The organism is Zestomonas insulae (assembly GCF_016901015.1).
Lineage (GTDB): Bacteria > Pseudomonadota > Gammaproteobacteria > Pseudomonadales > Pseudomonadaceae > Aquipseudomonas > Aquipseudomonas insulae.
The window spans coordinates 448,095-473,994 of record NZ_JAFEUP010000003.1 but is presented as its reverse complement, the minus strand read 5'-3'; the positions used below and the strand labels follow the sequence as shown (position 1 = coordinate 473,994).

At 67.4% G+C, this 25,900-nt stretch carries 25 protein-coding genes; 15 read left to right on the top strand and 10 right to left on the bottom strand.

Annotated elements, in window-relative coordinates; translation table 11 throughout:
- Positions 1–51: 51 nt before the first annotated feature.
- The 3 genes from JQX08_RS11980 to JQX08_RS11970 form a co-directional block, all read right to left on the bottom strand.
- On the bottom strand, positions 52–1,704 hold the full coding sequence (locus tag JQX08_RS11980; RefSeq protein WP_205348605.1) for an acyl-CoA dehydrogenase family protein: 1,653 nt from the start codon (positions 1,702–1,704) through the stop codon (positions 52–54).
- On the bottom strand, positions 1,701–2,354 hold the full coding sequence (locus JQX08_RS11975) for a TetR/AcrR family transcriptional regulator (RefSeq protein WP_205348604.1): 654 nt from the start codon (positions 2,352–2,354) through the stop codon (positions 1,701–1,703). The genes JQX08_RS11980 and JQX08_RS11975 overlap by 4 nt, the downstream gene beginning before the upstream one ends.
- Before the next feature lie 127 nt (positions 2,355–2,481).
- A complete protein-coding gene (locus tag JQX08_RS11970; RefSeq protein WP_205348603.1) occupies positions 2,482–4,872 on the bottom strand; it encodes a hybrid sensor histidine kinase/response regulator in 2,391 nt (796 codons plus the stop codon).
- Positions 4,873–5,160: 288 nt separating this feature from the next.
- Between JQX08_RS11970 and JQX08_RS11965 the strand changes: the two genes are divergently transcribed.
- The 5 genes from JQX08_RS11965 (at position 5,161) to JQX08_RS11945 (ending at position 9,198) form a co-directional block, all read left to right on the top strand.
- Positions 5,161–5,958: a hydroxymethylpyrimidine/phosphomethylpyrimidine kinase gene (locus JQX08_RS11965; RefSeq protein ID WP_205348602.1), complete on the top strand. Its 798-nt coding sequence runs from the start codon at positions 5,161–5,163 to the stop codon at positions 5,956–5,958.
- Positions 5,958–6,590, top strand: a complete 633-nt coding sequence (gene thiE / locus JQX08_RS11960; RefSeq protein ID WP_205348601.1) for a thiamine phosphate synthase — start codon at positions 5,958–5,960, stop codon at positions 6,588–6,590. The genes JQX08_RS11965 and thiE overlap by 1 nt, the downstream gene beginning before the upstream one ends.
- Before the next feature lie 52 nt (positions 6,591–6,642).
- Complete coding sequence (hemL, locus tag JQX08_RS11955) at positions 6,643–7,926, top strand: glutamate-1-semialdehyde 2,1-aminomutase (RefSeq protein ID WP_205348600.1); 1,284 nt, start codon at positions 6,643–6,645, stop codon at positions 7,924–7,926.
- Complete coding sequence (locus JQX08_RS11950) at positions 7,926–8,558, top strand: hypothetical protein (RefSeq protein ID WP_205348599.1); 633 nt, start codon at positions 7,926–7,928, stop codon at positions 8,556–8,558. The genes hemL and JQX08_RS11950 overlap by 1 nt, the downstream gene beginning before the upstream one ends.
- Positions 8,559–8,649: 91 nt before the next feature.
- Positions 8,650–9,198: a tetratricopeptide repeat protein gene (locus tag JQX08_RS11945; RefSeq protein ID WP_205348598.1), complete on the top strand. Its 549-nt coding sequence runs from the start codon at positions 8,650–8,652 to the stop codon at positions 9,196–9,198.
- Between the two features lie 21 nt (positions 9,199–9,219).
- Here the strand turns inward: JQX08_RS11945 and JQX08_RS11940 are convergent, their stop codons facing one another.
- The gene (locus JQX08_RS11940) at positions 9,220–9,546 is read right to left on the bottom strand and encodes a DUF1820 family protein (protein ID WP_205348597.1); all 327 of its coding nucleotides are present in this window, start codon (positions 9,544–9,546) and stop codon (positions 9,220–9,222) included.
- Positions 9,547–9,672: 126 nt separating this feature from the next.
- Here JQX08_RS11940 and miaB point away from each other — a divergent pair, with 126 nt between their 5' ends.
- From miaB to lnt, 5 genes are all read left to right on the top strand, one after another.
- Positions 9,673–11,022 carry a tRNA (N6-isopentenyl adenosine(37)-C2)-methylthiotransferase MiaB gene (miaB, locus tag JQX08_RS11935; protein ID WP_205348596.1) on the top strand — a complete coding sequence of 450 codons (1,350 nt, stop codon included), beginning with the start codon at positions 9,673–9,675 and terminating at the stop codon, positions 11,020–11,022.
- Positions 11,023–11,118: 96 nt separating this feature from the next.
- Entirely contained in the window at positions 11,119–12,123 is a 1,005-nt protein-coding gene (locus JQX08_RS11930; RefSeq protein WP_205348595.1) for a PhoH family protein, read from the top strand.
- Positions 12,116–12,571: an rRNA maturation RNase YbeY gene (gene ybeY, locus JQX08_RS11925; RefSeq protein WP_205348594.1), complete on the top strand. Its 456-nt coding sequence runs from the start codon at positions 12,116–12,118 to the stop codon at positions 12,569–12,571. The genes JQX08_RS11930 and ybeY overlap by 8 nt, the downstream gene beginning before the upstream one ends.
- A 21-nt stretch (positions 12,572–12,592) precedes the next feature.
- Positions 12,593–13,432, top strand: a complete 840-nt coding sequence (locus JQX08_RS11920; RefSeq protein WP_205348593.1) for a CorC family transporter — start codon at positions 12,593–12,595, stop codon at positions 13,430–13,432.
- A 115-nt stretch (positions 13,433–13,547) separates the two neighbouring features.
- Positions 13,548–15,068, top strand: coding sequence for an apolipoprotein N-acyltransferase (lnt, locus tag JQX08_RS11915; RefSeq protein ID WP_205348592.1), 1,521 nt, complete (start codon positions 13,548–13,550; stop codon positions 15,066–15,068).
- Between the two features lie 36 nt (positions 15,069–15,104).
- Here lnt and JQX08_RS11910 read toward each other — a convergent pair whose 3' ends face one another.
- Both JQX08_RS11910 and JQX08_RS11905 read right to left on the bottom strand, forming a co-directional pair.
- Complete coding sequence (locus tag JQX08_RS11910) at positions 15,105–15,875, bottom strand: YdcF family protein (protein WP_205348591.1); 771 nt, start codon at positions 15,873–15,875, stop codon at positions 15,105–15,107.
- Positions 15,876–15,899: 24 nt separating this feature from the next.
- Entirely contained in the window at positions 15,900–16,349 is a 450-nt protein-coding gene (locus JQX08_RS11905; RefSeq protein ID WP_205348590.1) for a hypothetical protein, read from the bottom strand.
- Positions 16,350–16,621: 272 nt separating this feature from the next.
- Between JQX08_RS11905 and leuS the strand changes: the two genes are divergently transcribed.
- The 5 genes from leuS (at position 16,622) to JQX08_RS11880 (ending at position 22,571) form a co-directional block, all read left to right on the top strand.
- Positions 16,622–19,243, top strand: a complete 2,622-nt coding sequence (gene leuS / locus JQX08_RS11900) for a leucine--tRNA ligase (protein WP_205348589.1) — start codon at positions 16,622–16,624, stop codon at positions 19,241–19,243.
- Positions 19,244–19,294: 51 nt separating this feature from the next.
- The gene (locus tag JQX08_RS11895) at positions 19,295–19,909 is read left to right on the top strand and encodes an LPS-assembly lipoprotein LptE (RefSeq protein WP_205348588.1); all 615 of its coding nucleotides are present in this window, start codon (positions 19,295–19,297) and stop codon (positions 19,907–19,909) included.
- A gap of 37 nt (positions 19,910–19,946) precedes the next feature.
- Entirely contained in the window at positions 19,947–20,984 is a 1,038-nt protein-coding gene (gene holA / locus JQX08_RS11890; protein WP_205348587.1) for a DNA polymerase III subunit delta, read from the top strand.
- Between the two features lie 77 nt (positions 20,985–21,061).
- Positions 21,062–21,211, top strand: a complete 150-nt coding sequence (gene arfA / locus JQX08_RS11885) for an alternative ribosome rescue factor ArfA (RefSeq protein WP_205348586.1) — start codon at positions 21,062–21,064, stop codon at positions 21,209–21,211.
- Between the two features lie 55 nt (positions 21,212–21,266).
- Positions 21,267–22,571, top strand: a complete 1,305-nt coding sequence (locus JQX08_RS11880; RefSeq protein WP_205348585.1) for a lytic murein transglycosylase — start codon at positions 21,267–21,269, stop codon at positions 22,569–22,571.
- Positions 22,572–22,630: 59 nt separating this feature from the next.
- Here the strand turns inward: JQX08_RS11880 and lipA are convergent, their stop codons facing one another.
- From lipA to JQX08_RS11860, 4 genes are all read right to left on the bottom strand, one after another.
- Positions 22,631–23,623 (bottom strand): lipoyl synthase, encoded by a 993-nt coding sequence (lipA, locus tag JQX08_RS11875; RefSeq protein ID WP_205348584.1) that lies wholly within the window; start codon positions 23,621–23,623, stop codon positions 22,631–22,633.
- Complete coding sequence (lipB, locus tag JQX08_RS11870; protein WP_205348583.1) at positions 23,620–24,279, bottom strand: lipoyl(octanoyl) transferase LipB; 660 nt, start codon at positions 24,277–24,279, stop codon at positions 23,620–23,622. The genes lipA and lipB overlap by 4 nt, the downstream gene beginning before the upstream one ends.
- On the bottom strand, positions 24,279–24,557 hold the full coding sequence (locus JQX08_RS11865) for a DUF493 domain-containing protein (protein ID WP_205348582.1): 279 nt from the start codon (positions 24,555–24,557) through the stop codon (positions 24,279–24,281). Before JQX08_RS11865 ends, lipB begins: the two co-directional genes overlap by 1 nt.
- Before the next feature lie 113 nt (positions 24,558–24,670).
- Positions 24,671–25,846: a D-alanyl-D-alanine carboxypeptidase family protein gene (locus JQX08_RS11860; RefSeq protein ID WP_205348581.1), complete on the bottom strand. Its 1,176-nt coding sequence runs from the start codon at positions 25,844–25,846 to the stop codon at positions 24,671–24,673.
- Positions 25,847–25,900 lie beyond the last annotated feature (54 nt).

The following is a 25,900-nucleotide window of genomic DNA, read 5'->3' as shown; positions in this document are numbered from 1 at the left end:
GTTGTCCCTCTCCCCGTCCCCTCGCCCAGCACTGGGCGAGGGGCGCAGGCGTCAGACCAGGTGCGGCGTACTGCGCGCGAGCAGCGCTTCGGCGTCGATGCCGCGTGGCAGGGTGCCGTACACCCGCCCCCCCTGGCCGAGCCGGCTGGCGATGAAGGCATCGCTGACCAGGCTGTTGCCGGCCTCGAGCAGCAGCTTGGCCTGCAGCGCCACGGCGACGTCCTCGGTGAGCTGGCGGGCGCGGTACTGGATGTCGCTGGTGTCGGCGAAACCGGCCTTGAGGTTGCCGATGAAGGTGGCCAGGCGCGCATCGCCGTGACCGTCGCCCAGTTCGTGGAACAGCGCGTCGAGCACTCCCGGCTCCTTGGACAGCGCACGCAGCACGTCCAGGCACTGCACGTTGCCGGAGCCTTCCCAGGTCGAGTTGACCGGCGCCTCGCGGTACAGCCTCGGCAGGATGGTGTCCTCGACGTAACCGGCGCCGCCCATGCATTCGGCGGCCTCGTTGATCATCGCCGGCGCACGTTTGCAGATCCAATACTTGCCGACCGCGGTGACCAGGCGGGCGAACTTGTCCTCCTGCGCGTCGTGCGGGTTGTCCAGCGCCTTGCCCATGCGCATGGTCAGGGCCAACGCCGCCTCACTTTCCAGGGCCAGATCGGCCAGCACGTTCTGCATCAGCGGCTGCTCGCTGAGCACGCGGCCGCCGACCTTACGGTGCGCGCAGTGGTGCGCGGCCTGGGTCAGCGCCTGACGCATCAGCGCGCTGGAGCCGACCATGCAGTCGAAGCGGGTCAACGAGACCATCTCGATGATGGTCGGCACGCCGCGGCCTTCCTCGCCGACCATCCAGGCCAGCGCGCCGCGAAATTCCACTTCGCTGGAGGCGTTCGACCAATTGCCCAGCTTGTTCTTCAAGCGCTGGATGTAGAACTCGTTGCGCGTGCCGTCCGGGCGATGGCGCGGCAGCAGGAAGCAGGTCAGGCCCTTGTCGGTGTTGGCCAGGGTCAGGAAGGCGTCGCACATCGGCGCCGAGCAGAACCACTTGTGGCCGACCAACTCGTAGGCCTGGCCCGGGCCGGGGATACCGACCGGATAGGCCTTGGTGGTGTTGGCACGGACATCGGTGCCGCCCTGCTTCTCGGTCATCGCCATGCCGATGGTGACCCCGGCCTTCTGGCTCATCGGCACGTTGCGCGGGTCGTACTGGGTGGCGAGGATCTTCGGCAGCCAGGCCTCGGCGAGGTCCGGCTGCAGCTTGAGCGCCGGCACGCTGGCGTAGGTCATGGTCAGCGGGCAGCCGCTGCCGGCCTCGGCCTGGCTGTGCATATAACTCATCGCCGCGCGGGCGACCTGGGCACCGGCGCGCGAATCGGTCCAGGGCATGGACGGAATGCCGTGCTCGATGGCTGCCGCCATCAGTTGGTGATAGGCCGGGTGGAACTCCACCAGGTCGATGCGGTGGCCGTAGCGGTCGTGGCTCTTGAACACCGGCTTGTTCTCGTTGGCGAGGAAGCCGGCCGCCATCAGCGGCCCGCCGGCCAGCGCGCCGTAGGCCTCGATGCGCGCCTCGGCCCAGCCGCCGTCGAAGCGCCGCGTCCACTCCTGCAGCGGCAGGTCGACGCGATAGAGGTTGGCGCCATCCAGCGGCGGCACCTGATTGAACACTTCGTGGGTTTCCGCGTACTCGTGGCTCACGCTCATTGGTAGGTCTCCTCGGCAGGCAGGCTGGCGCCGACGGCGCGCAGGCAGAAGGTGGTGAGGGTGCGGCTGACTTGCTCCAGTTCCAGGCTCGGCCGGCCCTGCTCGCGGGCCGCGCGGGCCGGCGGCGAGAGCGGGCCGACCAGCGCCTCGGCGATCGCACCGACCAGGCAGGCCGCGCTCAGCGCAACCTGCTCGATGTGGAAGGCGCCGGCACGCACGCCCTCCTCGAGCAGTTCGACGAACAGTTCGGCATAGGCTTCGCGGTACAGCAGGCGCTGCTCGTCGACCTCCGGCTCGACCGGTTCGGCGATCAAGGCGAAGGCCAGGCGCCGGCTGTGCCAGGCGCGCGCGGCGAACTGCTCGAGGCCGGCGGCGAGGCGCGCGACCGGCTGGCCGGGGGCGCGCAGCACCGCAGCCAGGGCGTCGACCTCGATCTGGCTGGCGCGGGCGAACACCTCGGCAGCCAGTTCGCCCTTGCCGCGGAAGTGCCGGTATAGGCTGCCGGTGGCGATGCCGACATCCTCGGCCAGCGCCTGCATGGTCAGCACGGCGAAGCCGCCGTCGGCGACCCGTGTCAGCGCGCAGTCGAGAATGCGCTGACGCAGCTCGAGGTCACGGTCCTGGCGAGCCAGGGTGGTGCGATAGGCCATAAACTGAATCCGGATTCATTTTTAAACAGTGAATCAGCATTCAGACCTTTGAGGAAGGGCTATTTCGGTCAAAAGGGCAGGCATTCATTCGTGCGGGTGGGCGCACCTCGCGCGGCGGCAGGCCGCGCTAGGCGCGAATCTGCCCCGGCGCGCGACACAGCAGCCAGTCGTGCAGCAGCGTGCGCAGCGCCTCGAACTTGACCGGCTTGGCCAGGTAGTCGCTCATCCCGGCGGCCAGGCAGCGCTCGCGGTCGCCGCTGTGGCTGTGCGCGGTGATCGCCAGCACCGGCAGCTCGGCGCAACCGGGCAGCAGGCGCAGCGCACGGCAGGTGGCGAAGCCGTCCATCACCGGCATCTGGCAGTCGAGCAGCACCGCATCGACGCTCTCGCGGCGCAGCAGCTCCAGCGCCTCGGCGCCGTCGTCGGCGTAGCGCACCCGGTAGCCGAGCTTGAGCAGCATGCCGCGAGTCACCAGCTGGTTGATCGCGTTGTCCTCCACCACCAGCACGGTGCACTCCTCCGGACGGCGCACCGCCGCGCCGCGCGGGCGCTGCAGGTCGGCCGGCGAGGCCTGCGGCGGCAAGGCCAGCGGCAGGCGCAGCTGGAAGCGGCTGCCACGCCCGGGGCGCGATTCGTGGGTCAGCGTGCCGTCGAGCAGGCCGACCAGCTGCCGACAGATCGCCAGGCCGATGCCCAGGCCGCCGTACTCGCGCGTCATCGAGCCGTCGAGTTGGTGGAAGCGCTGGTACAGCTGCGCCTCGGCCGGTGCGTCGAAGCCGATGCCACTGTCGCTGACCTCGACGCTCAGCGGCAGGTGGCCGTGGCGCGCGTCGGCCGGCAACACGCGCAGGGTCACGTGACCGCTGGGGGTGAACTTGATCGCGTTGTCGAGCAGGTAGCCGAGGCACTGGCCGAGCTTGGCACCGTCGCCTTCGAGCAAGTCGGGCAGACCGTCGTCGAGCTCCAGCTCGAAGACCAGCCCCTTGGCCTCGGCGCGCGGGGCGAACTGCCCGCGCAGGCCGTCGAACAGCGCGCGCAGGCTGAATATCTCGCGGCGTGGGTAGAGCTTGCCGGCCTGCAGTTCGGTGAGGGTGAGGATGTCGTTGACCATGCGCATCATGTCGCGCGCCGAGCTCGACGCGGTGCGCTGGTACTGCTCCTGCTCGGCGTCCAGCGGCAGGGTCTGCAGCAGCTCGAGCGAGCCGATCACGCCATTCATCGGCGTGCGCAGCTCGTGGGTCACGGTGGCGAGGAACTCGTCCTTGAGCTGGTTGCTGTGCGCTAGCTCCTCGTTGAGCGCCTCCAGCTTGCGCCCGGACTCCTGGAGGATGCGCGCGCGCTCTTCCTTCATCGCGTTGATGCGGTCGGCGAGCGCCAGCGACAGCAGGCCGACTTCGATCGCCGAGCCGATCTGGCTGGCGTACATGGTCAGGAACATGTTCGGCAGGTAACCGAGCACCATCAGCGTGTTGATGATGCCGCCGAGCAGGAAGGCGCTCCAGGCGATGATGAAGTAGCGCGCCACGCGCATGCCGCGGCGCCAGGCGGAGATGCCGGCGAGGGAGATCACCACGGTGAACAGCAGCGCCACCGAGGTCGCCCAGCGCAGCGACAGGTCGTAGCTGGCGGTCAACGCCAGCAGCATGGCCAGTGCGCCGAGCGCCATCATGCCGAGCAGGCTGCGGTCGACCCACGGGCTGTGCTCGGCGGTGTGCAGGAAGCTGCGTGCGAACTGGCTGCCGAACAACGCCGCCGAGCCGATCAGGAACGGCGTCGCGGCGTTCGCCCACCAGGGGTTGCTCGGCCAGAAGTACTCGATGCCGGCACCGTTGACCGACACCTGATAGAGGCCGAACGAGGCGATATAGAGGATGTAGTAGAGGTAGCTGGTGTCGCGCACGCTGACGTAGATGAACAGGTTGTAGATCAGCATCACCAGCAGCACGCCGTAGATGATGCCGAGCACGTAAATGCGCCCCGGCTGGGTCTCCAGGTAGGCGGTCGGCGACCACAGCGACAGCGGCGCCTGGATCGAGCCCTGGCTCTGCAGGCGCAGGTAGACGCGCTGCGGCTGGCCGGGCTGCAGGGCGAGATCGAACAGGTAGTTGTTCTGGCGGATCTGCCGGCTGGCAAACGGTAGTGCATCGCCGGTGCTCTGCGCCAGGCGGAAGCCGCCCTGGCCGTCGGGCAGGTAGAGATCGACGTGATCGAGCGGTGGGTAAGCCAGTTCCAGCAGCCAGGACTGCTGGCCCTGCGCCTGCTGCGGCCGGTAGGTGAGATCGAGGCGCAGCCAGAACACCGAGCGCGAGTAGCCGGCGTTGAGCACGTCGCGCTCGGAGCGGCGGAAGCTGGCCTGCAGCGCTGGAGAGAGGATTTCCTCGATGGTCGCGGCGCCGCGCACGTCCTCGAACACATCGATCTGCCGGCCAAGCGGCAACTGGCGAGTGTGCTCGTCGAATTCGACCGCGCCGGCCAGATTGGCCAGCACCAGCAGGAAGAAAAACAGGCCGTAGCGCATGGAGCCCCGCAGAGACCGTTCCGGGCCACGCCGGGTGGCTGGCGCCGCCGTTGCGGCGGGTTGCGGCGCGGCTCCGGCCCGCCGGCCGTCGCACCCGTCTACCCCAGCGCAGCAGTGGTCACGCAACCTGCGGGAGTCCCCACTCCCCTCCACGGCACGGCCGGTCGGCCAGATTATTGAAAGTGGCTCACTCTAGCACAGCACCCCCGCCGCGCCGCTCACCCAAATAGCTGACGCAGCAGTCAATTCAGTCGCCCGGCGAGGGAAAAAAAGCTAAGCTCGCGCACCATGACTACCTACAGCTCCCGCCCCGTTGTGCTCTGTTTGTCCGGCCATGACCCGAGTGGTGGTGCCGGCCTGCAGGCCGATATCGAAGCCCTGCTCGCCCAGGGTTGCCATGCCGCTCCCGCCGTCACCGCGCTGACCGTGCAGGACACGGTGAATGTCAGCGACTTCCGCGTGCTCGACCGCGACTGGGTGCTGGCCCAGGCCCGCGCGGTGATCGCCGACCTGCCGGTCGCCGCGGTCAAGCTGGGCATGCTCGGCTCGGTGGAAATGGTCGAGACGGTGCTCGAGATCATGCAGACGCTGCCGGGCGTGCCGCTGGTCTGCGATCCGGTGCTGCGCGCCGGCGGCGGCGGCGCGCTGGGCAAGGACGAAGTCGGCTACGCGATCCGCGAGCGGCTGTTCCCGGTGGCGACCATCGCCACGCCGAACCTGCCGGAGGCGCGCATCCTCGCCGAACTGCCGGAAGGCAGCGCCGACGAATGCGCCGAAAAGCTGTTGCCGAAGATCGAGCACCTGCTGATCACCGGCGGCCACGGCGACGAAAACGAAGTGCACAACCGCCTGTATTCGCGTGACGGCAGCCGCCACACCTTCACCTGCGCGCGTCTGCCGGGCAGCTACCACGGCTCCGGCTGCACCCTGGCCAGCACCCTGGCCGGTCGCCTGGCGCTCGGTGAGCAGCTGGCCAGCGCGGTGGAATCGGCCCTCGCCTACACCTGGCGCACGCTGCGCGACGCCGAGCAACCGGGTCGTGGCCAGTTCGTGCCGCGCCGCCTGCCGCTGGACTTCTGCTCCTGATGAGCACGCTGCGCGGCCTGTACGCCATTACCGATAGCCAGTTGCTGGACGGCGGCAAACTGCTGCCCTACGTCGAGGCGGCCCTGCGCGGCGGCGCGCGACTGCTGCAGTACCGCGACAAATCCAACGATGCGGCGCGGCGCTTCGACGAAGCCAGCGCGCTGGCCGAGCTATGCGCCCGCCACGGCGCCGAGCTACTGATCAATGACGACCTCGAACTGGCCGCCCGCCTCGGCGTCGGCGTGCACCTCGGCCAGGACGACGGCTCGCTGCGCGCCGCCCGCCAGCGCCTGGGCAATAGCGCACTGGTCGGCGGCACCTGCCACGCCCAGCTCGAACTGGCCGAACGCGCGGTCGCCGAGGGCGCCAGCTACATCGCCTTCGGGCGCTTCTTCAATTCCACCACCAAGCCCGGTGCGCCAGCCGCCACCCCGGCGCTCCTGGATGAGGCGCGCCAGCGCTTCGCCCTGCCCATTGTGGCGATCGGCGGTGTGACCCTGGACAACGCGCCCGGCCTGATCGCCCGCGGCGCCAGCCTGATCGCAGTGATTCACGCCCTGTTCGGCGCCGCCTCGGCCGCTGAAGTCGAACAGCGCGCGCGTGCCTTCAGCGCCCTGTTCAGCGACTCCTGACCCCTTTTTCGGGCGACACGGCCGTCGCCCCTTAGCATTCGAGAGGCCCGCTATGTCCCGTTCCGAAACCCTGTTCGCCAACGCCCAGAAACACATCCCCGGCGGCGTCAACTCGCCGGTGCGCGCGTTCAAGAGCGTCGGCGGCACGCCGCTGTTCTTCAAGCACGCCGAAGGCGCCTACGTGGTTGACGAGGACGACAAGCGCTACGTCGACTACGTCGGCTCGTGGGGCCCGATGATCCTCGGCCACGGCCATCCGGAAGTGCTCGACGCGGTGCGCAACCAGCTGCAGCACGGCCTGTCCTACGGCGCGCCGACCGCCATGGAAACCGAGATGGCCGATCTGGTGTGCAGCATCGTGCCGTCCATGGAGATGGTGCGCATGGTCAGCTCCGGCACCGAAGCGACCATGAGCGCGATTCGCCTGGCGCGCGGCTATACCGGCCGCGACGCGATCATCAAGTTCGAAGGCTGCTACCACGGCCACTCCGACAGCCTGCTGGTCAAGGCCGGCTCCGGCCTGCTGACCCAGGGCGTGCCGAGTTCGGCCGGGGTGCCGGCGGACTTCGCCAAACACACCCTGACCCTGCCGTTCAACGACCTGGCCGCCGTCGAGCAGACCCTCGCCGAAGTTGGCCAGAGCGTGGCCTGCATCATCGTCGAACCGGTGGCCGGCAACATGAACTGCGTGCCGCCGGCGCCGGGCTTCCTCCAGGGCCTGCGCGCAGCCTGCGACAAGCATGGCGTGGTGCTGATCTTCGACGAAGTGATGACCGGCTTCCGCGTCGCCCTCGGCGGCGCCCAGGCGCATTACGGCGTGACCCCGGACCTGTCGACCTTCGGCAAGATCGTCGGCGGCGGCATGCCGGTCGGTTGCTTCGGCGGCAAGCGCGCCATCATGGGCTGCATCGCCCCGCTCGGCCCGGTCTACCAGGCCGGCACCCTGTCGGGTAACCCGCTGGCGATGGCCGCCGGGCTGACCACCCTGCGCCTGATCAGCCGCCCCGGCTTCCATGCCGAACTCACCGACTACACCCGTCGCATGCTGGCCGGCCTGCAGGAACGCGCTGATGCCGCCGGCATCCCGTTCGTCACCACCCAGGCCGGCGGCATGTTCGGCCTGTACTTCAGCGACGCCGACGACATCGTCACCTTCGATGACGTGATGGCCAGCGACGCCGAGCGCTTCAAGAAATTCTTCCACCTGATGCTGGACGGCGGCGTGTACCTGGCGCCGAGCGCCTTCGAGGCCGGCTTCACTTCGATCGCCCACGGCGACACCGAGCTGCAGCTCACCCTCGACGCCGCCGAACGCGCGTTCGCCGCGCTGAAGTGATGCAGTACAGCACCGCGCTGTCCGACGCCTTCCTCGCCGCCGCCTGCCTGGCGGCGATCATCGGCATCGCCCGCGCGGCGCCGCGCCTCGGTCACAACGCGCCGCCGCTGCTGCTGGGTTTTCTCCTGCCGCTGCTGGCGGCCGCCTGTGGCGTGGTGCGCTTCGGCATCAGCCCGAGTATCGCCCCGCTGCATGTGGCGTTCAGCCAGGCCAGCGGCCTGCTCGGCCTGCCACTGCTCGGCCTGGCGGCCTTCTCGCTGAGTCGCGGGCTGTCCGGTGACTGGCGGCCCTGGTCGGCAATCGTCGTCGCGCTGGGCATCGGCGCCGCACTGGCCAGCCATTTCGGCGTATTGGGCAGCTACCGGATTCTCCTCAACCTGCTGCCGCTGCTCCTGCTGATCGAAGCGGCGCTGCGCCAGCGACCGCGGATTGCGCCGCTCGCCGCGGCGTGCACGGGGGTCGGCCTGTTCCTCGGCGCCGGCCTGGCGGTCGGCACCGACGGCTTTATCGGTCCGTTGCGCCGCATCGACTTGTTCCACGCCCTGCTGACCCTCGCCTACGGCCTGCTTGCCTGGCTGTTGCTGCAACTGCGGGCCGCCGCGAAGGTCGAAAGCACGGTAAAGACTTTGTAAGAAGCGCCCGGCTTATTTCATAATGTGAAGGCCGACGCGTTTCGTCGGTGGGCTCACCGCCCGCACGGTTGTCTGAGGCGCCTGGATTTTCATGAACCGCACCGGCCGCAGCCTGATTCTTGGCTGCCTGCTGCTTTCCACTCCCTTGCTGGCGAATGCGGGCGGTAACTCCCTGCTGATCCCAGCGACTGGCCGCTGCTCGCTCAACACCGCGCCCGAAGCCCTAGCCGACGCCCTGGCCAACTGCCGCCAGGCCGCGCAAAACGGCGACCTGCAGGCCGAATACGAACTCGGCGAGTTCTATTACGACGGCCAACGCGCACCGCGCGACCTCAATCAGGCGCTCAACTGGTTCGAACAGGCCTCACTGCACGGCCATGCGCAGGCGCAGGAGCGTCTGGGCATGATGTTCTTCCGTGGCGAAGGAGTGCCGGCGAACAACGTGCAAGCCTATATCGTGCTGAAGATGGCGGCCGTGAATGGCGCCGAAGATGCGATGGACAGTGCCGATCTGGTCGCCGCGCAGATGCGCAGCGATGAACTGGAGATCGCCACTCAGGTGCTCGGGCAGATCTTCCGCAGCTACCTGCAGGAACTGCAGACCGCCGACGGCGCTACGCCGTTTTCGCCGCTGCCCTGAGCCGGCGGCGACACTCCCGCTTCAGTTCTTGTCCGGCAACGGTACCGGGAACGGCATCACGTTGCCGCCGCCCTTGGCTTCGCTGATCTTCGGCGTGCCTAGGCGTTCGACTTCGTCGATGCGGATGATGGCGTGCATCGGCAGGAAACTGCGCACCACGCCTTCGAACTGCGCCTTCAGCTTCTCCTCGCTGGGATCGACCACCACCTGGGTGCGCTCGCCGAAGACGAACTCTTCGACTTCCAGGAAGCCCCACAGATCGCTTTGATAGATCTGCTTGGCGTACATCTCGTACACCTGGCCCTGGTTGAGGAAAATCACCTTGTAGATCGGATCGTTCTTGCTCATGGGCAGCGGGGAATGGCACTTCAAAAAAGGGCACGAATCATAGCACAGGCTTCCGACACACAACGCTAGGAACCCCGTCGCGCGGCCACTATAATGCGCGGTCCTGCGAATTACCGACAGACGCGCATGACCAAGAAGCTTTACATCGAAACCCACGGTTGCCAGATGAACGAGTACGACAGCTCTCGCATGGTCGACCTGCTGGGTGAACACCAAGCCCTGGAAGTCACGGAGAACCCGGCGGAAGCCGACGTGATCCTGCTCAATACCTGCTCGATCCGCGAAAAAGCCCAGGACAAGGTCTTTTCCCAGCTGGGTCGCTGGCGCGAACTGAAGCAGCAGAATCCGGAGCTGGTGATCGGCGTGGGCGGCTGCGTGGCCAGCCAGGAAGGCGCTGCGATCCGCGACCGCGCACCCTATGTCGACGTGGTGTTCGGCCCGCAGACACTGCACCGCCTGCCAGAAATGATCGACGCCGCGCGCACCACCAAGACCGCTCAGGTGGACATCTCCTTCCCGGAAATCGAGAAATTCGACCGCCTGCCGGAACCGCGCGTCGACGGCCCCAGCGCCTTCGTCTCGGTGATGGAAGGCTGCAGCAAGTACTGCACGTTCTGCGTGGTCCCCTACACCCGCGGCGAGGAAGTCAGCCGACCGTTCGACGACGTGCTCGCCGAAGTCATCCACCTCGCCGAACACGGCGTGCGCGAAGTGACCCTGCTCGGTCAGAACGTCAACGGCTACCGCGGCGCCACCCATGATGGGCGCATCGCCGACTTCGCCGAACTGATCCGCGTGGTCGCGGCGATCGATGGCATTGACCGCATCCGCTACACCACCAGCCACCCGCTGGAGTTCTCCGACGCGCTGATCGCCGCGCACGCCGAAGTCCCGGAGCTGGTGAAGTTCGTCCACCTGCCGGTGCAGGCCGGCTCGGACCGCATCCTCGCGGCGATGAAGCGCAACCACACCGCACTGGAATACAAGTCGCGCATCCGCAAGCTGAAGGCGGCGGTGCCGGACATCTGCATCAGCTCGGACTTCATCGTCGGCTTCCCCGGCGAGACCGAGAAGGACTTCGAGCAGACCATGAAGCTGATCGAGGACGTCGGCTTCGACTTCTCCTTCTCGTTTATCTACAGCTCGCGCCCGGGCACCCCGGCCGCCGACCTGGTCGACGACACCCCGGACGAGGTGAAGAAGCAGCGCCTGAACATCCTGCAGACGCGCATTCACCAGCAGGGCTTCGAGATCAGCCGACGGATGGTTGGCAGCGTGCAGCGCATCCTGGTCAACGACTACTCCAAGCGCGACCCCGGCAAACTCACCGGGCGCACCGAGAACAACCGAATCGTCAACTTCGCCTGCGACAATCCGCGCCTGATCGGCCAGTTCGTCGACGTACGTATCGACGAGGCGCTGCCGCACTCGCTGCGCGGCACGCTGCTGGACGGCGGCAACGGCCTGTTGCACTGACGGCCGACTAAAGCCGCAGGCGCTTCGGCTTTCGCAGCGAGGCGCCTGGGTTTATTCTTCGACTTACCCCCCTGCCGACTGGCGGCACACACGACATTGAACGCACCCACAGATCCGCTTCGCTTCACCCTCGAACCTTTCGAGTCCCGCCGCTTCGCCAACCTCTGCGGACAATTCGACGAGCACCTGCGTCTGATCGAGCAACGCCTCGGCATCGAGATCCGTAACCGTGGCAACCAGTTCGAGTTGATCGGCGCCGCCGACAAGACCAAGGCCGCCGAAGTCCTCCTCCAGCGCCTGTACCGCGAGACCGGCAGCACCGAGCTGTCGCCCGAGCTGGTGCACCTGTTCCTGCAGGAATCCGGCATCGAAGAGTTGGTCAACCCGAGCGCCACGCCGAGCGTCAGCCTGCGCACTCGCAAGGGCAACATCCGCCCGCGCGGCGCCAATCAGCAGCGCTACGTCAAGGCGATCCTCGAGCACGACATCAACTTCGGCATCGGCCCGGCCGGGACCGGCAAGACCTACCTGGCAGTGGCCTGCGCGGTGGACGCGCTGGAGCGCGAACAGATCCGCCGCATCCTGCTGGTGCGTCCGGCGGTGGAAGCCGGCGAGAAGCTCGGCTTCCTGCCCGGCGACCTGACCCAGAAGATCGACCCGTACCTGCGCCCGCTGTACGACGCGCTGTACGAGATGCTCGGCTTCGAGCAGGTGGCCAAGCTGATCGAGAAACAGGTCATCGAGGTGGCGCCGCTCGCCTACATGCGCGGCCGCACGCTGAACAACAGCTTCATCATTCTCGATGAAAGCCAGAACACCACGATGGAACAGATGAAGATGTTCCTCACCCGCATCGGCTTTGGCTCGACCGCGGTAATCACCGGCGACATCACCCAGGTCGACCTGCCGCGCGGCACGCGCTCCGGGCTGACCCACGTGATCGACGTGCTGCGTGACGTGCCGGGCATCACCTTCACCCACTTCAAACCCAAGGACGTGGTGCGCCACCCGCTGGTGCAGCGCATCGTCGAGGCCTACGAGCGCCACGACAACCGCCTGCACGGCAAGGTCGACGACGAGGTGGGCAACCGCAATGGTTGAGCTGGACCTGCAGATCGCCACCACCGCCACCCACCCCACCGCCGCACTGTTCCAGCGCTGGTGCGAGCTGGCCCTGCGCCAGCGCCAGGGTGATTCGGAACTGACCATCCGTCTGGCGGACGAACCGGAAGCGCGCGAGCTGAACCACACCTACCGCGCCAAGGACTACGCCACCAACGTGCTGTCCTTCCCCGCCGACGTACCTGACGAAATGCTCGATATCCCACTGCTCGGCGATCTGGTGATCTGCCCGGCGGTGGTCGAGCGCGAGGCCGCCGAACAAGGCAAGGCGCCGGAAGCGCATTGGGCGCACCTGGTGATTCATGGCTGCCTGCATCTGCTGGGTTACGACCACCTCGAAGACGTCGAAGCCGAAGAAATGGAAGCCCTGGAACGGGAATTGCTGGCCGAACTGGGCCACCCCGACCCCTACCGCGATGACGAATAAGAAGAGACCGAGCATTCATTTATGAGCGAAGACCGATCGAGCAACGGGCACAGGTCCTGGTTGACCAGAATCACCCACGCCTTTGCCCACGAGCCGAAGAACCGCCAGGAGCTGCTGGAGCTGCTCCGCGAAGCCCACCAGAACAAACTGCTCGATAGCGAAGCGCTGTCGATCGTCGAAGGCGCCATTCAGGTCGCCGACCTGCAGGTCCGCGACATCATGGTGCCGCGCTCGCAGATGGTCAGCATCAAGGCCTGCCAGTCGCCGCGCGAATTCCTCCCAGCGATCATCGACTCCGCCCACTCGCGCTACCCGGTGATCGGCGAAGGCCCGGACGACGTGATCGGCATCCTCCTCGCCAAGGACCTTCTGCCGCTGATCCTGCAAGCCAGCACCGACGACTTCAACGTCAAGGATCTGCTGCGCCCAGCCACCTTCGTACCCGAATCCAAGCGCCTCAACGTGCTGCTGCGCGAGTTCCGCGCCAACCACAACCACATGGCGGTGGTGATCGATGAATACGGCGGCGTCGCCGGCCTGGTGACCATCGAAGACGTGCTCGAGCAGATCGTCGGCGACATCGAGGACGAACACGACGTCGAGGAAGACAGCTACGTCAAACCGCTGCCCAGCGGCGACTTCCTGATCAAGGCGCTGACCCCGATCGACAACTTCAACGACGCGTTCAGCAGCACCTTCAGCGACGCCGAGTTCGACACGGTCGGCGGCCTGGTGATGAACGCCTTCGGCCACCTGCCCAAGCGCAACGAGATCGTCGAGATCGGCGACTTCCGCTTTCGCGTGCTGAGCGCCGACAGCCGCCGCGTGCACCTGCTGCGCGTCACCCCGCTGGAGCGCTAGCGCGTCCGACCGGCGGGCGTGCAACCTGGGTACGCCGCCGGCACAGGGCCGGCCTCTCCCCTCGCCGGCCGCCTTCCAGTACCCTTGCCCGCCTGACATCAGTTAAGGATTTCCGATGCGCTGGATCACTCGCCCCGGCTGGCCGGGCAATCTGCTGGCGCTCGCCGCCGGCGCCCTGACCACCCTGGCGCTCGCGCCCTTTGCCCTGTGGCCGCTGGCCCTGCTATCGCTCGCCGTGTTCTACGGCGGCCTGCGCGCGCTGACGCCCAAGCAGGCGCTGTGGCGCGGCTGGTGCTACGGCTTCGGCCTGTTCCTCGCCGGCACCGGCTGGATCTACGTCAGCATCCATGACTACGGCGCCGCCTCCGCGCCACTGGCCGCCTTCCTTACGCTCGGTTTCTGTGCCGGCGTGGCGTTCTTCTTCGCCCTGCCGGCCTGGCTGTGGGCGCGCTGGCTGCGCCGCAACGAGGCGCCGCTGGCCGACGCGCTGGCCTTCGCTGCGCTGTGGCTGACCCAGGAAGCGTTCCGCGGCTGGTTCCTCACCGGCTTCCCCTGGCTGTACAGTGGCTACAGCCAGCTGGACGGCCCGCTGGCCGGGCTCGCCCCGCTCGGCGGCGTGTGGCTGGTGTCGTTCGTCCTGGCGCTGAGCGCCGCGCTGCTGGTCAACTTCTGGCGCCTGCGCAGCCGCCCGCTGTTCGCCGCGCTCGGCCTGGTGCTGCTGGCCGGCCCGTGGCTGGTCGGTCTGGCGCTCAAGGGCCATGCCTGGACCGTGCCGGCCGGCGCCCCACTGAGCGTCGCGGCGATCCAGGGCAACGTCGCCCAGCAGCTGAAATGGGACCCGGCGCAACTTGAAGCGCAGCTGCAGCTGTACCGCGAGCTGAGCTTCAGCGCGCAGCGCAGCGACCTGCTGATCTGGCCGGAAACCGCGGTGCCGGTGCTCAAAGAGTTTGCCGAAGGCTACCTCAGCGTGATGGGCCGCTTCGCCAACGACCGCCAGGCCGCGCTGATCACCGGCGTGCCGATTCGCCAGCTCGGCCCGCAGGGCGAGAAGCGCTACTACAACGGCATCACCGTGACCGGCCAGGGCCAGGGTACCTACCTCAAGCAGAAGCTGGTGCCGTTCGGCGAGTACGTGCCGCTGCAGGATGTGCTGCGCGGGCTGATCGCCTTCTTCGACCTGCCGATGTCCGACTTCGCCCGCGGCCCGGCCGAGCAGCCGCTGCTGCAGGCCAAGGGCTACGCCATCGCGCCGTACATCTGCTACGAAGTGGTCTATCCGGAGTTTGCCGCCAGCCTCGCCGCGCAGAGCCAGCTGCTGCTGACGGTGAGCAACGACACCTGGTTCGGCACTTCGATCGGCCCACTGCAGCACCTGCAGATGGCGCAGATGCGCGCCCTCGAGGCCGGGCGCTGGATGATCCGCGCCACCAACAACGGGGTCACCGCGCTGATCGACCCGTTCGGCCGGATCACCACCAGCATCCCGCAGTTCCAGCAGGGCGTGCTGTACGGCGAGGTGGTGCCGATGCAGCAGCTGACCCCCTACCTGCAGTGGCGCGCCTGGCCGATGGTGATCCTCTGCGTCCTGCTGTTCGCCTGGGCGCTGCTCGCCAGCCGCATGGCCAAGACCCTGTAAGCCGCACGCCAGCCAGCCACCCGACTGGCTGGCCGCTCATGGCTGGCGGTACAGCAGCGGGTAAAGCAACCTTCCAAGCGCCTCGTTGAGCAGCAGCCCGCTCTGCCACAGCGCCTTGCTTTCCGGCAGCCAGCCGCCACCCGGTCGGCCATTGGCGACCCCCAAATAACCCAGCGGCGCCACCACCACCTCGAAGCCGGCGCGCTCGAAACACCAGCGCGCGCGCGGCATGTGGCTGGCCTGGGTGACCAGCACCACCCGGCGGATGCCCTGCGGCCGCAGCAGCGCCGCGCTGTTCAGCGCGTTTTCCCAGGTGGTGCGGCTGCTCGACTCCTGCCAGCGGACTGCCACGCCAAAATCCTCGGCCGAACTCTGCGCCAGCAACGCCGCCTCGCTCGGCGGCTGGGTGCCGAAATGCAGCCCGCCACTGGTCAGCAGCGGCAAGCCGCTGGCCCGCGCCAGTCGCGCGGCGAAGCGCAGCCGCTCAAGCGCCAGACTGCTCGGCTGATCGCCGCCCCAGGCCGGGTCCGCCAGCTCGCGGCCACCACCCAGCACGACGATCACCTCGGCACGCTGCGCCAGGCCTGGCCACTGCGGCTGCGGCAGCGGCGCCTCGCTTTCCAGCGCGCGCGCCGACCACTCGACGACCACCGGCAGACTCATCAGCCACAGCCCGGCGAAGCCGAGGACGAAGCAGCTCGCCGCCAGGCGCGGAGAGCGCCGGCGCAGCCACCAGCCGAGCAGCAGCAACAGCAGCAACACGCCGGGCGGCAGCAACAGTTGTTTGAGGATGTAGCGAAACGGCATCAGGCACCTCCGAGGTGCCCGAGCCTAGCGGGGTTTGCTGGCGCGGAACAGCTGCGAGCCGCACACGTCGCAGCCCTGCACGCCGCTGCCGGCTTGCCAGTTCGCCGGCGTGCCACACAGTGCGCAGCACAGCTGGCGACGGCGCTTGAGCAGCGGCTTGGCGGCCCCGAGCGGCTTGAGCACCGGACGCGCACCGTTGCGCAGCGGCGCCTTCGGCGGGCGCAAGCGCCGTCGTTCGATCAGCTCGAGTTCTTCGGCGGCGGCGTGCCAGCCGCTCAGCCAGTTGAGGTCGTGATCCAGATAGGCATGAATGAACGCCACTTCGGCGCTGCTCAACCCGCGCAACTCCAGCTCGCCGGAGCTTTCATCGCGCAACCGCAATGCCGTATCGGCTTCGTCCAGGGCCAGGGCGAGACGCTGCAGCAGCCGCTCATACAGGCCACCCTCCACTTCGATTCGCCGCAACTCGCCCATCCACACACCTCGCGGGGGCTGAATCCCACCGCCCCTGTCGAAAGCTTAGCGTCCAGGTCGCAGCCGACCATGCGCCGCGACCAACGGCGGCGTGCCGAAGGCAGGTGCAATCAGGGTTTCCCTCGGCCAAGGGGGGTCATGTATGCTACGGCGCTCCCTATGTTTCCCCGCGCCGCTCAAGCCGAGCCCGCGACCGGTCCGGGTTTCGCCCCCGATCGCCCGCCAGCGCTTGCCGCGTACGGAAACGAACCCTCTTTTCAGCGCCAGTAGCCATGCACGAACAGTATCAGCCCCGCGAAATCGAAGCCGCCGCCCAAACCCACTGGGACCAGCAGCAGTCCTTTGTCGTCCGTGAACAAGCCGGCAAGGACACCTTCTACTGCCTGTCGATGTTCCCCTACCCGAGCGGCAAGCTGCACATGGGCCATGTGCGTAACTACACCATCGGCGACGTGATCGCGCGCTACCAGCGTATGCTCGGCAAGAACGTGCTGCAGCCGATGGGTTGGGACGCCTTCGGCATGCCGGCGGAAAACGCGGCGATGAAGAACAAGGTCGCCCCGGCCAAGTGGACCTACGAGAACATCGATTACATGAAGACCCAGCTGAAGAGCCTGGGTCTGGCCATCGACTGGTCGCGCGAAGTCACCACCTGCAAGCCGGACTACTACCGCTGGGAACAGTGGCTGTTCACCAAGCTGTTCGAGAAGGGCGTGATCTACCGCAAGAACGGTACGGTCAACTGGGACCCGGTCGACCAGACCGTGCTGGCCAACGAGCAGGTCATCGACGGCCGCGGCTGGCGTTCCGGCGCGCTGATCGAGAAGCGCGAAATCCCCATGTACTACTTCAAGATCACCGCCTACGCGGATGAACTCTTGAGCAGTCTCGACGACCTGAGCGGCTGGCCCGAGCAGGTCAAGACCATGCAACGCAACTGGATTGGCAAGTCGCGCGGCATGGAGATCAGCTTCCCCTACGACGTGGCCAGCATCGGCGGCGCCGGCCAGCTGAAAGTCTTCACCACCCGTCCGGACACCCTGATGGGCGCTACCTACGTCGCGGTGGCCGCCGAGCACCCGCTGGCGACCCTGGCCGCCCAGCGCGATCCGTCGCTGCAGGCGTTCATCGACGAGTGCAAGCGTGGCGGCGTGGCCGAGGCCGACATCGCTACCCAGGAAAAGAAAGGTGTCGCCACCGCGCTGCTGGTCGAGCACCCGCTGACCGGCGAGAAGCTGCCGGTGTGGATCGCCAACTACGTGCTGATGACCTATGGCGAAGGTGCGGTGATGGCCGTGCCGGGCCATGACGAGCGCGACTTCGAGTTCGCCAACAAGTACGCCCTGCCGATCGTCCAGGTCATCACCCAGGTCGATGCCGCCAACGATTTCGACGCCCAGGTGTGGAACGAGTGGTACGGCCTCAAGGACGCCTCGGTGGTTACCGTCAACTCTGCGCCTTATGACGGCCTCGGCTACCAGGCCGCCTTCGACGCCATCGGCGCCGCGCTCGAGGCCAAGGGCCTGGGCCAGGCGCGCACCCAGTTCCGCCTGCGCGACTGGGGCATCAGCCGCCAGCGCTATTGGGGCTGCCCGATCCCGATCATCCACTGCGCCAGCTGTGGCGACGTGCCGGTGCCGGAAGACCAGCTGCCGGTGGTCCTGCCGGAAGACGTGGTGCCGGACGGCGCCGGTTCGCCGCTGGCCAAGATGCCCGAGTTCTACACTTGCAGCTGCCCGAAATGCGGCGCCACCGCCAAGCGCGAAACCGACACCATGGACACCTTCGTCGAGTCGTCCTGGTACTACGCGCGCTACGCCTCGCCGCAATACACCGGCGGCATGGTCGACCCCGAGACGGCCAACCACTGGCTGCCGGTCGATCAGTACATCGGCGGTATCGAACACGCGATCCTGCACCTGCTCTACGCGCGCTTCTTCCACAAGCTGATGCGTGACGAAGGCCTGGTCAGCTCCGACGAGCCATTCAAGAACCTGCTGACCCAGGGCATGGTGGTCGCCGAGACCTACTACCGCACCCTGGAAAACGGCGGCAAGGACTGGTTCAACCCGGCCGACGTCGAAGTCGAGCGTGATGCCAAGGCCAAGGTCACCGGCGCACGCCTGAAGACCGACGGCCTGCCGGTGGAAATCGGCGGCACCGAGAAGATGTCCAAATCGAAGAACAACGGCGTCGACCCGCAAGCGATGATCGACGCCTACGGCGCCGACACCTGCCGCCTGTTCATGATGTTCGCCTCGCCGCCGGATGCCAGCCTGGAATGGTCCGACTCCGGCGTCGAAGGGGCAAGCCGCTTCCTGCGCCGCGTCTGGCGTCTGGCCCAAGCGCACGTCAGCGCCGGCCTGCCGGCGGCGCTGAACGGTGCCAGCCTGAGCGATGCGCAGAAAGTGGTGCGTCGCGCCATCCACGCCGCGATCAAGCAGGCCAGCACCGATGTCGGCCAGCACCACAAGTTCAACACCGCCATCGCCCAGGTGATGACCCTGATGAACGTGCTGGAGAAGGCGCCGAGCGACACCGCCGAGGACCGCGCGCTGCTGCAGGAAGGTCTGGAGACTGTGACCCTGCTGCTGGCTCCGATCACTCCGCACATCAGCCACGAGCTGTGGCGCGAGCTCGGCCACGGCGACGCGGTTATCGATGCCGCCTGGCCGCAGGTCGACGAGGCCGCGCTGGTGCAGGACAGCCTGCAGCTGGTGGTGCAGGTCAACGGCAAACTGCGCGGCCATATCGAAGTGCCGGCCGACGCCGGCCGCGAAGCGGTCGAGGCAAGCGCCCGCGCCAACGAGAACGTGCTGCGCTTCACCGAAGGCCTCGCCATCCGCAAGGTCATCGTGGTGCCCGGCAAGCTGGTCAATATCGTCGCCAACTGAGCGGCCGCGCCCCTGCGGGGGCGCCAGACAAATGGTTAAGGGGAGATAGCGATGATCAAACGGAATCTGATGGTAATCGGCCTGGCCGCCCTGCTCAGCGCCTGCGGCTTCCAGCTGCGCGGCACCGGCAACACCCAGTTCGCCCTCAACGAGCTCGACCTCAGCGCGCGTAACGCCTACGGCGACACCGTCAAGGAAGTCCGCCAGGTACTCGAGACCAACGGCGTCAACGTGCACAGCGGCGCACCCTATACCCTGGTGCTGGCCCGCGAGAGCCAGGAGCAGCGCACCGCCAGCTACACCACCAACGCGCGCAGTGCCGAATATCAGATGATCCTGCACCTGGATTACGAGATCCGTGGCGCCAAGGACCTGCTGCTCACCCAGAACCAGCTGGAAGTGCAGAAGTACTACGTGCAGGACGACAACAACCTGATCGGCTCCGACCAGGAAGCTGCGCAACTGCGCCAGGAAATGCGTCGCGACCTGGTCCAGCAACTGGCCCAGCACCTGCAGCTGATCACCCCGCAACAGCTCGACGAACTGCAAGTGCAGGCCGAAGCCAAGGCCAAGGCGGAAGCCGATGCGGCCGCCGCGGCAGCCGAAGCGCAGCGCGCGCGTGACGCGCAGCCGCAGCAGTCGCCGCTGCAGCTGCCGATTCGCTAAGCCCTCCGGGAGCCCGCCCACGGGCTCCCCGCCGCTCATGAAGCTGAATCCCGCGCAACTCGGCAAACACCTGCAAGCCGGCCTGGCTCCGGTCTACGTGGTCAGCGGCGACGAACCGCTGCTCTGCCAGGAAACCGCCGATGCCATCCGCGCGGCCTGTCGCCAGCGCGACTTCAGCGAGCGCCAGGTGTTCAACGCAGAAGCCAATTTCGACTGGTCGCAGCTCTACGAGGCCGGCGCCAGCCTGTCGCTGTTCGCCGAGAAGCGCCTGCTGGAACTGCGCATCCCCAACGGCAAACCCGGCGACAAGGGCGCCGCAGCGCTCCTCGAGTACCTCGGCCGACCGCCGGAAGACACCGTGCTGCTGATCAGCCTGCCCAAGCTCGACGGCAGCGCGCAGAAGACCAAGTGGGCCAAGGCGCTGATCGAAGGCGCGCAAGCGCAGTTCGTGCAGATCTGGCCGATCGAGGTCAGCCAGCTGCCGCAGTGGATTCGCCAGCGTCTGGCCCAGGCTGGCCTGGCCGCCACGCCGGACGCGGTGGAGCTGATTGCCGCGCGCGTCGAAGGCAACCTGCTGGCCGCCGCGCAGGAAATCGAGAAGCTCAAGCTGCTGGTCGAGGGCAACCAGGTCGACGTCGCCACCGTGCAGGCCGCGGTCGCCGATAGCGCGCGCTTCGACGTGTTCGGGCTGATCGACGCCGCCCTCAACGGCGATGCCGCCCACGCCCAGCGCACCCTCGAGGGGCTGCGCGGCGAAGGCGTGGAAACCGCGGTGATCCTCTGGGCCCTGGCCCGCGAACTGCGCCTGCTCGCCGGCCTGGCGCAGCAGCAGGCCCAGGGTGTGCCACTGGACAAGGCCTTCGCCGCCGCCCGCCCACCGGTGTGGGACAAGCGCCGGCCACTGATCAGCAAGGCCCTGCAACGCCATTCGGCGGCACGCTGGGGCCAGTTGCTGCTCGACGCCCAGCGCATCGACGCGCAGATCAAGGGCCAGGCGCCGGGTGATGCCTGGACCAGCCTCAGCCGCCTGAGCCTGCTACTCGCCGGCAAGCGCCTGGCACTGCCGAGTACCTGAGCCGCACTGGACTTTTCCGCGCGCGCGGCCGATGATCCGCGCGCCTGCAGTGCCGCAGGCCGTACCGGAGAATCGCCATGGCAAAAGCCAAGCACCGGCCGAACAAGGCCAAATCGCTGATCGCCCAACCCCTGTTCCGCTGCCGTCGCGAACAACCGCGCAAAGGTAAAGGCAGCTACCGCCGCGAAGCCTCCCACTGGGAGGCTTCGTCGTTTCTGGCGGCCTGAAAGGCGCGCCGGGCGTGTTAAGGTGGCGGCTGGCAACACCGCGATGAGACTTCCCATGTTGAAACTGCCCTTGCACAAACTCGCCTGTGCAACCCTGAGCCTGCACCTCGGCTTGCTCGGCGCCTGCGCCAGCAGCCCCGCCCAATCCACCCCGCCTGCCCCGACGAAAAGCCCGACCCAGCCGGCGCCTGCCGCGACCACCCCAGCAACGTCCAGTCTGCCCGCCGCGCCCGCCCTCAGCTTCGCCGAGTGGCGCGACCAGTTGCGCGCGGACGCACTGCGCAGCGGCATCGACGCCGGGCTGTTCGACCGCGCCTTCGCCGGCGTGACCCCGGACCCCAGCGTGGTCGCCGCCGACAGCAGCCAACCGGAGTTCACCCGCCCGGTGTGGGAGTACCTGGACAGCGCCGTGTCGCCGGCCCGCATCTCGCGCGGGCGCGGGCTGATCACCGAGAACCGCGCGACCTTCGAACGTATCCAGCAGCAGTACGGCGTGCAGGAAGAAGTGCTGGTGGCGATCTGGGGCATGGAAAGCGCGTTCGGCAGCCACATCGGCAACTACAGCGTGATCCGCTCGCTCGCCACCCTCGCCTACGAAGGCCGGCGCGCCACGTTCTGGCGCGAACAGCTGCTCGCCGCCCTACAGATCCTCCAGCACGGCGACATCACCCCGGAGCGCCTGATCGGCTCCTGGGCCGGGGCCATGGGCCAGACCCAGTTCATGCCGACCACCTACAACCAGCACGCGGTGGACTTCGATGGCGACGGCCGGCGCGACCTGTGGAACTCCTCCGCCGACGCCCTCGCCTCCGCCGCCCACTACCTGAGCAAGTCCGGCTGGCAGCCGGGCCAGCCGTGGGGCTTCGAAGTGCAATTGGGCCAAGCGTTCGACTACCGCCTGGCCGACCCGGACAGCCGCCGCAGTGTGGCCGAATGGCGCGCCCTCGGCGTGCAGCCGCTGGCGCCGGTGGCAGCCGGCCTGGAACAGCAGTCGGCAGCCCTGCTGCTGCCAGCCGGCCATCGCGGCCCGGCGTTCCTGGTGCTGAACAACTTCCGCAGCATCCTGCGCTACAACAACTCGACCTCCTACGCGCTGGCCATCGGCCTGCTCGCCGACGGCCTGCGCAGCGGCAGCAGCACGCTGCACGGCAGCTGGCCACGCGATGATCGCCAGCTGGGGCGCAGCGAGCGCATCGAGCTGCAGGAGCAGCTGGCCGCGCGTGGCTTCGACCCCGGCGCCGCCGACGGCATCATCGGTGCCAACACGCGCAAGGCGATTCGCGGCTTCCAGCAGCAACTTGGCTGGCCGGCCGACGGTTACCCGAACGCCGCACTGCTCGAGCAGCTGCGCCGGCGCTGACGCGGCGCAGCGGCAACAAAAAAGGCGACCCTCGGGTCGCCTTTTTCATGCCGTGCGGCTCAGATGATCTTGTTGCCGTGCGCCTGCTGGTCGGCATGGTACGAGGAACGCACCAGCGGCCCGGAGGCGACGTTCTTGAAGCCCATCTTCTGCCCTTCCTCAGCGAACCAGGCAAAGGTGTCCGGGTGCACGAAGCGCTGCACCGGCAGGTGACTGCGCGACGGCTGCAGGTACTGACCGAGGGTGAGCATGTCGATGTTGTGCTCGCGCATGCGCTGCATCACCTCGATCACTTCCTCGTCAGTCTCGCCCAGGCCGAGCATCAGCCCCGACTTGGTCGGCACGTGCGGCACGCGCTTCTTGAAGTTTTCCAGCAGGTCCAGCGACCACTCGAAGTCCGAGCCCGGGCGCGCCGCTTTGTACAGGCGCGGCACGGTTTCCAGGTTGTGGTTGAACACATCTGGCGGCTCCTGCTCGGTGATCGCCAGGGCCACGTCCATGCGTCCGCGGTAGTCGGGCACCAGGGTCTCGAGCTGCACGTCCGGCGACAGCTTGCGGATCTCGCGCAGGCAGTCGACGAAGTGCTGAGCGCCACCGTCACGCAAGTCGTCGCGGTCGACCGAGGTGATCACCACGTACTTCAGGCGCAGGTCGGCGATCGCCACCGCGAGGTTCTTCGGCTCGTCGAGATCCAGCGGTTTCGGCCGGCCGTGGCCGACGTCGCAGAACGGGCAGCGGCGGGTGCAGATGTCGCCCATGATCATGAAGGTCGCGGTACCGCCGCTGAAGCACTCGCCGAGGTTCGGGCAGGACGCTTCTTCGCAGACGCTGTGCAGCTTGTGCTTGCGCAGCAGTTGCTTGATGCGATCGACTTCCGGCGAGACCGGGATGCGCACGCGAATCCAGTCCGGCTTCTTCGGCAGCTCGTCGGTGGGGATGATCTTCACCGGGATGCGCGCCATCTTCTCGGCGCCGCGCAGTTTGACGCCGACCTCTACCTTCGCCGGGGTGGCCTTGGCCGGGCCCGTGCCCGCCGCTTCTACTGTGCTCATAGCGTTTCGATTCCGCCCGTCAGGGTCGTCTGTTCAGCGTAGTCAAGGTGGTGGACGAGCTGCGCGCGCAGCCGGGCACATACCTCGGCGAATTCAAGCGGTCCCGCCAAGTCACGCAGCTGGGTCATGGCCAGCCCGGCGTAGCCGCAGGGGTTGATGCGCTGGAAGGGTTGCAGGTCCATGTCGACGTTCAGCGCCAGGCCATGGAAGGAGCGGCCGTTGCGGATGCGCAGGCCGAGCGAGGCGATCTTCGCCCCGTCGACGTATACCCCTGGGGCGTCCGCGCGCGCTTCGGCCTGAACGCCGTACTCGGCGAGCAAGGCGATCAGGCTGCGCTCGATGCGGCTCACCAGTTCGCGTACGCCGATACCGGAGCGGCGCACGTCAAGCATCAGGTAGCCGACCAACTGGCCGGGGCCGTGGTAGGTCACCTGGCCGCCGCGATCGACCTTGACCACCGGGATGTCGCCCGGCAGCAGCAGGTGCTCGGCCTTGCCGGCCTGGCCCTGGGTGAACACCGGCGCATGCTCGAGCAGCCAGACTTCGTCGGCGGTCTCGGCACCACGCTCGGCGGTGAAGCGTTGCATGGCATGCCAAATCGGCTCGTAGGGTTGCAGGCCCAGCTCGCGAAAGCCGAGGCTGGCGCCGCGCGCCATCACAGCACCATGTGCACGCGCCCGGTGCCTCGCAGATCGACGTGCAGCGCCTGCAGTTGCTCGAGGCTGGTCGCAGTGATCAGCAGCTGCACGGTCTGGAAGCGCCCGTTGCGGCTGTCGCGCAGCACCAGGGTGCCGCGGTCGAGGTCGGGGGCATGGCGTTGGAAGATCTCGACGATCAGCTCGACGAAGCCTTCGCCGGCATCACCGATCACCTTGACCGGATAGCGCTCGCAGGGGAACTCGATGGTTACGTTGGGAGTTTCGTTTTCAGTCATGGCGGCGAACTCGTGGTTCACAAGGTGCCGTTGTCAGGCTGGGCCACGCGTCACGGGCGCTGCACCGGCCTGAACCTGCCGGCCCCTTGTGGAGACCGGCAGGCATCAGCGGATCAGTTGAACAGGCTGTAGAAGAACAAACGGATGCTATCCCACAGACGACGGAATAGGCCACCCTCATCGACCGGTTGCAGGGCGATCAGGTCGGCGCTCTTGACCACCTGGTCGCCGAGCTTGACCTCGACCTTGCCGATCACGTCACCCTGCTTGATCGGCGCGACCAGCTGCGGGTTGAGAGCCATGCTGGCAGTGAGGTTCTTCAGCTGCCCCTTGGCCATGCTCATGGTCAGGTCTTCGGCGAGGCCGGCCTTGACCTGGCGATCGACGCCCTTCCACACCGGCGCCTGAGCCAGCTCGGCACCCTTCTGATAGAAGGTGCGGGTTTCGAAGAAGCGGAAGCCGTAGGTCAGCAGCTTCTGGGTCTCGGCGGCGCGAGCCTGTTCGCTGCTGGTGCCGAACACCACGGCGATCAGACGCATGTTGTCACGCACCGCGGAGGCCACCAGGCAGTAACCGGCTTCGTCGGTGTGCCCGGTCTTCAGGCCGTCGACGGTCTTGTCGCGCCACAGCAGCAGGTTGCGGTTGGGCTGCTTGATGTTGTTCCAGAGGAATTCTTTCTGAGAATAGATGGCGTAGTGCGCCGGGTCTTCGTAGATGATCGCGCGCGCCAGGCGAGCCATGTCGTGGGCGGTGGAGTAGTGCTCAGCGTGCGGCAGGCCGGTGGCGTTCATGAAGTGGGAGTTCTTCATGCCGAGCTTCTCGGCAGTCTCGTTCATCATGTCGGCGAAGGCATCTTCGCTGCCGGCGATGTGCTCGCCGATCACGATGCTGGCATCGTTGCCCGACTGGATGATGATGCCGTGCAGGAGGTCATCCACCTTCACCTGGCTGTTCAGCGGCAGGAACATGGTCGAACCGCCGGAAGCGGCACCACCGGTACGCCAGGCGTGCTCGCTGACCGGTGCCAGGTCGTTCTCGCCGATCTGGCCCTTACGGATTTCCAGGGTGGCGATGTAGGCGGTCATCAGCTTGGTCAGGCTGGCCGGCGGCAGGCGTTCGTCGCCGTTGTTGGCCACCAGCACGTTGCCGCTGGCGGCATCCATCAGCACATAGGCTTTCGCCGCCAGCTCCGGCGGCGCCGGAATCGCCTGTTCGGCAGCCTGGGACGCCGGGGCGAGGATCAACAAGGCGGGCAATAGCAGGCGTTTGGCAAAGGTGGTGATGTTCATCCGTCTCTCTGAATTTGTTCACAAATGGAAAGCGTGCCCGGGCGGGCAAAACTG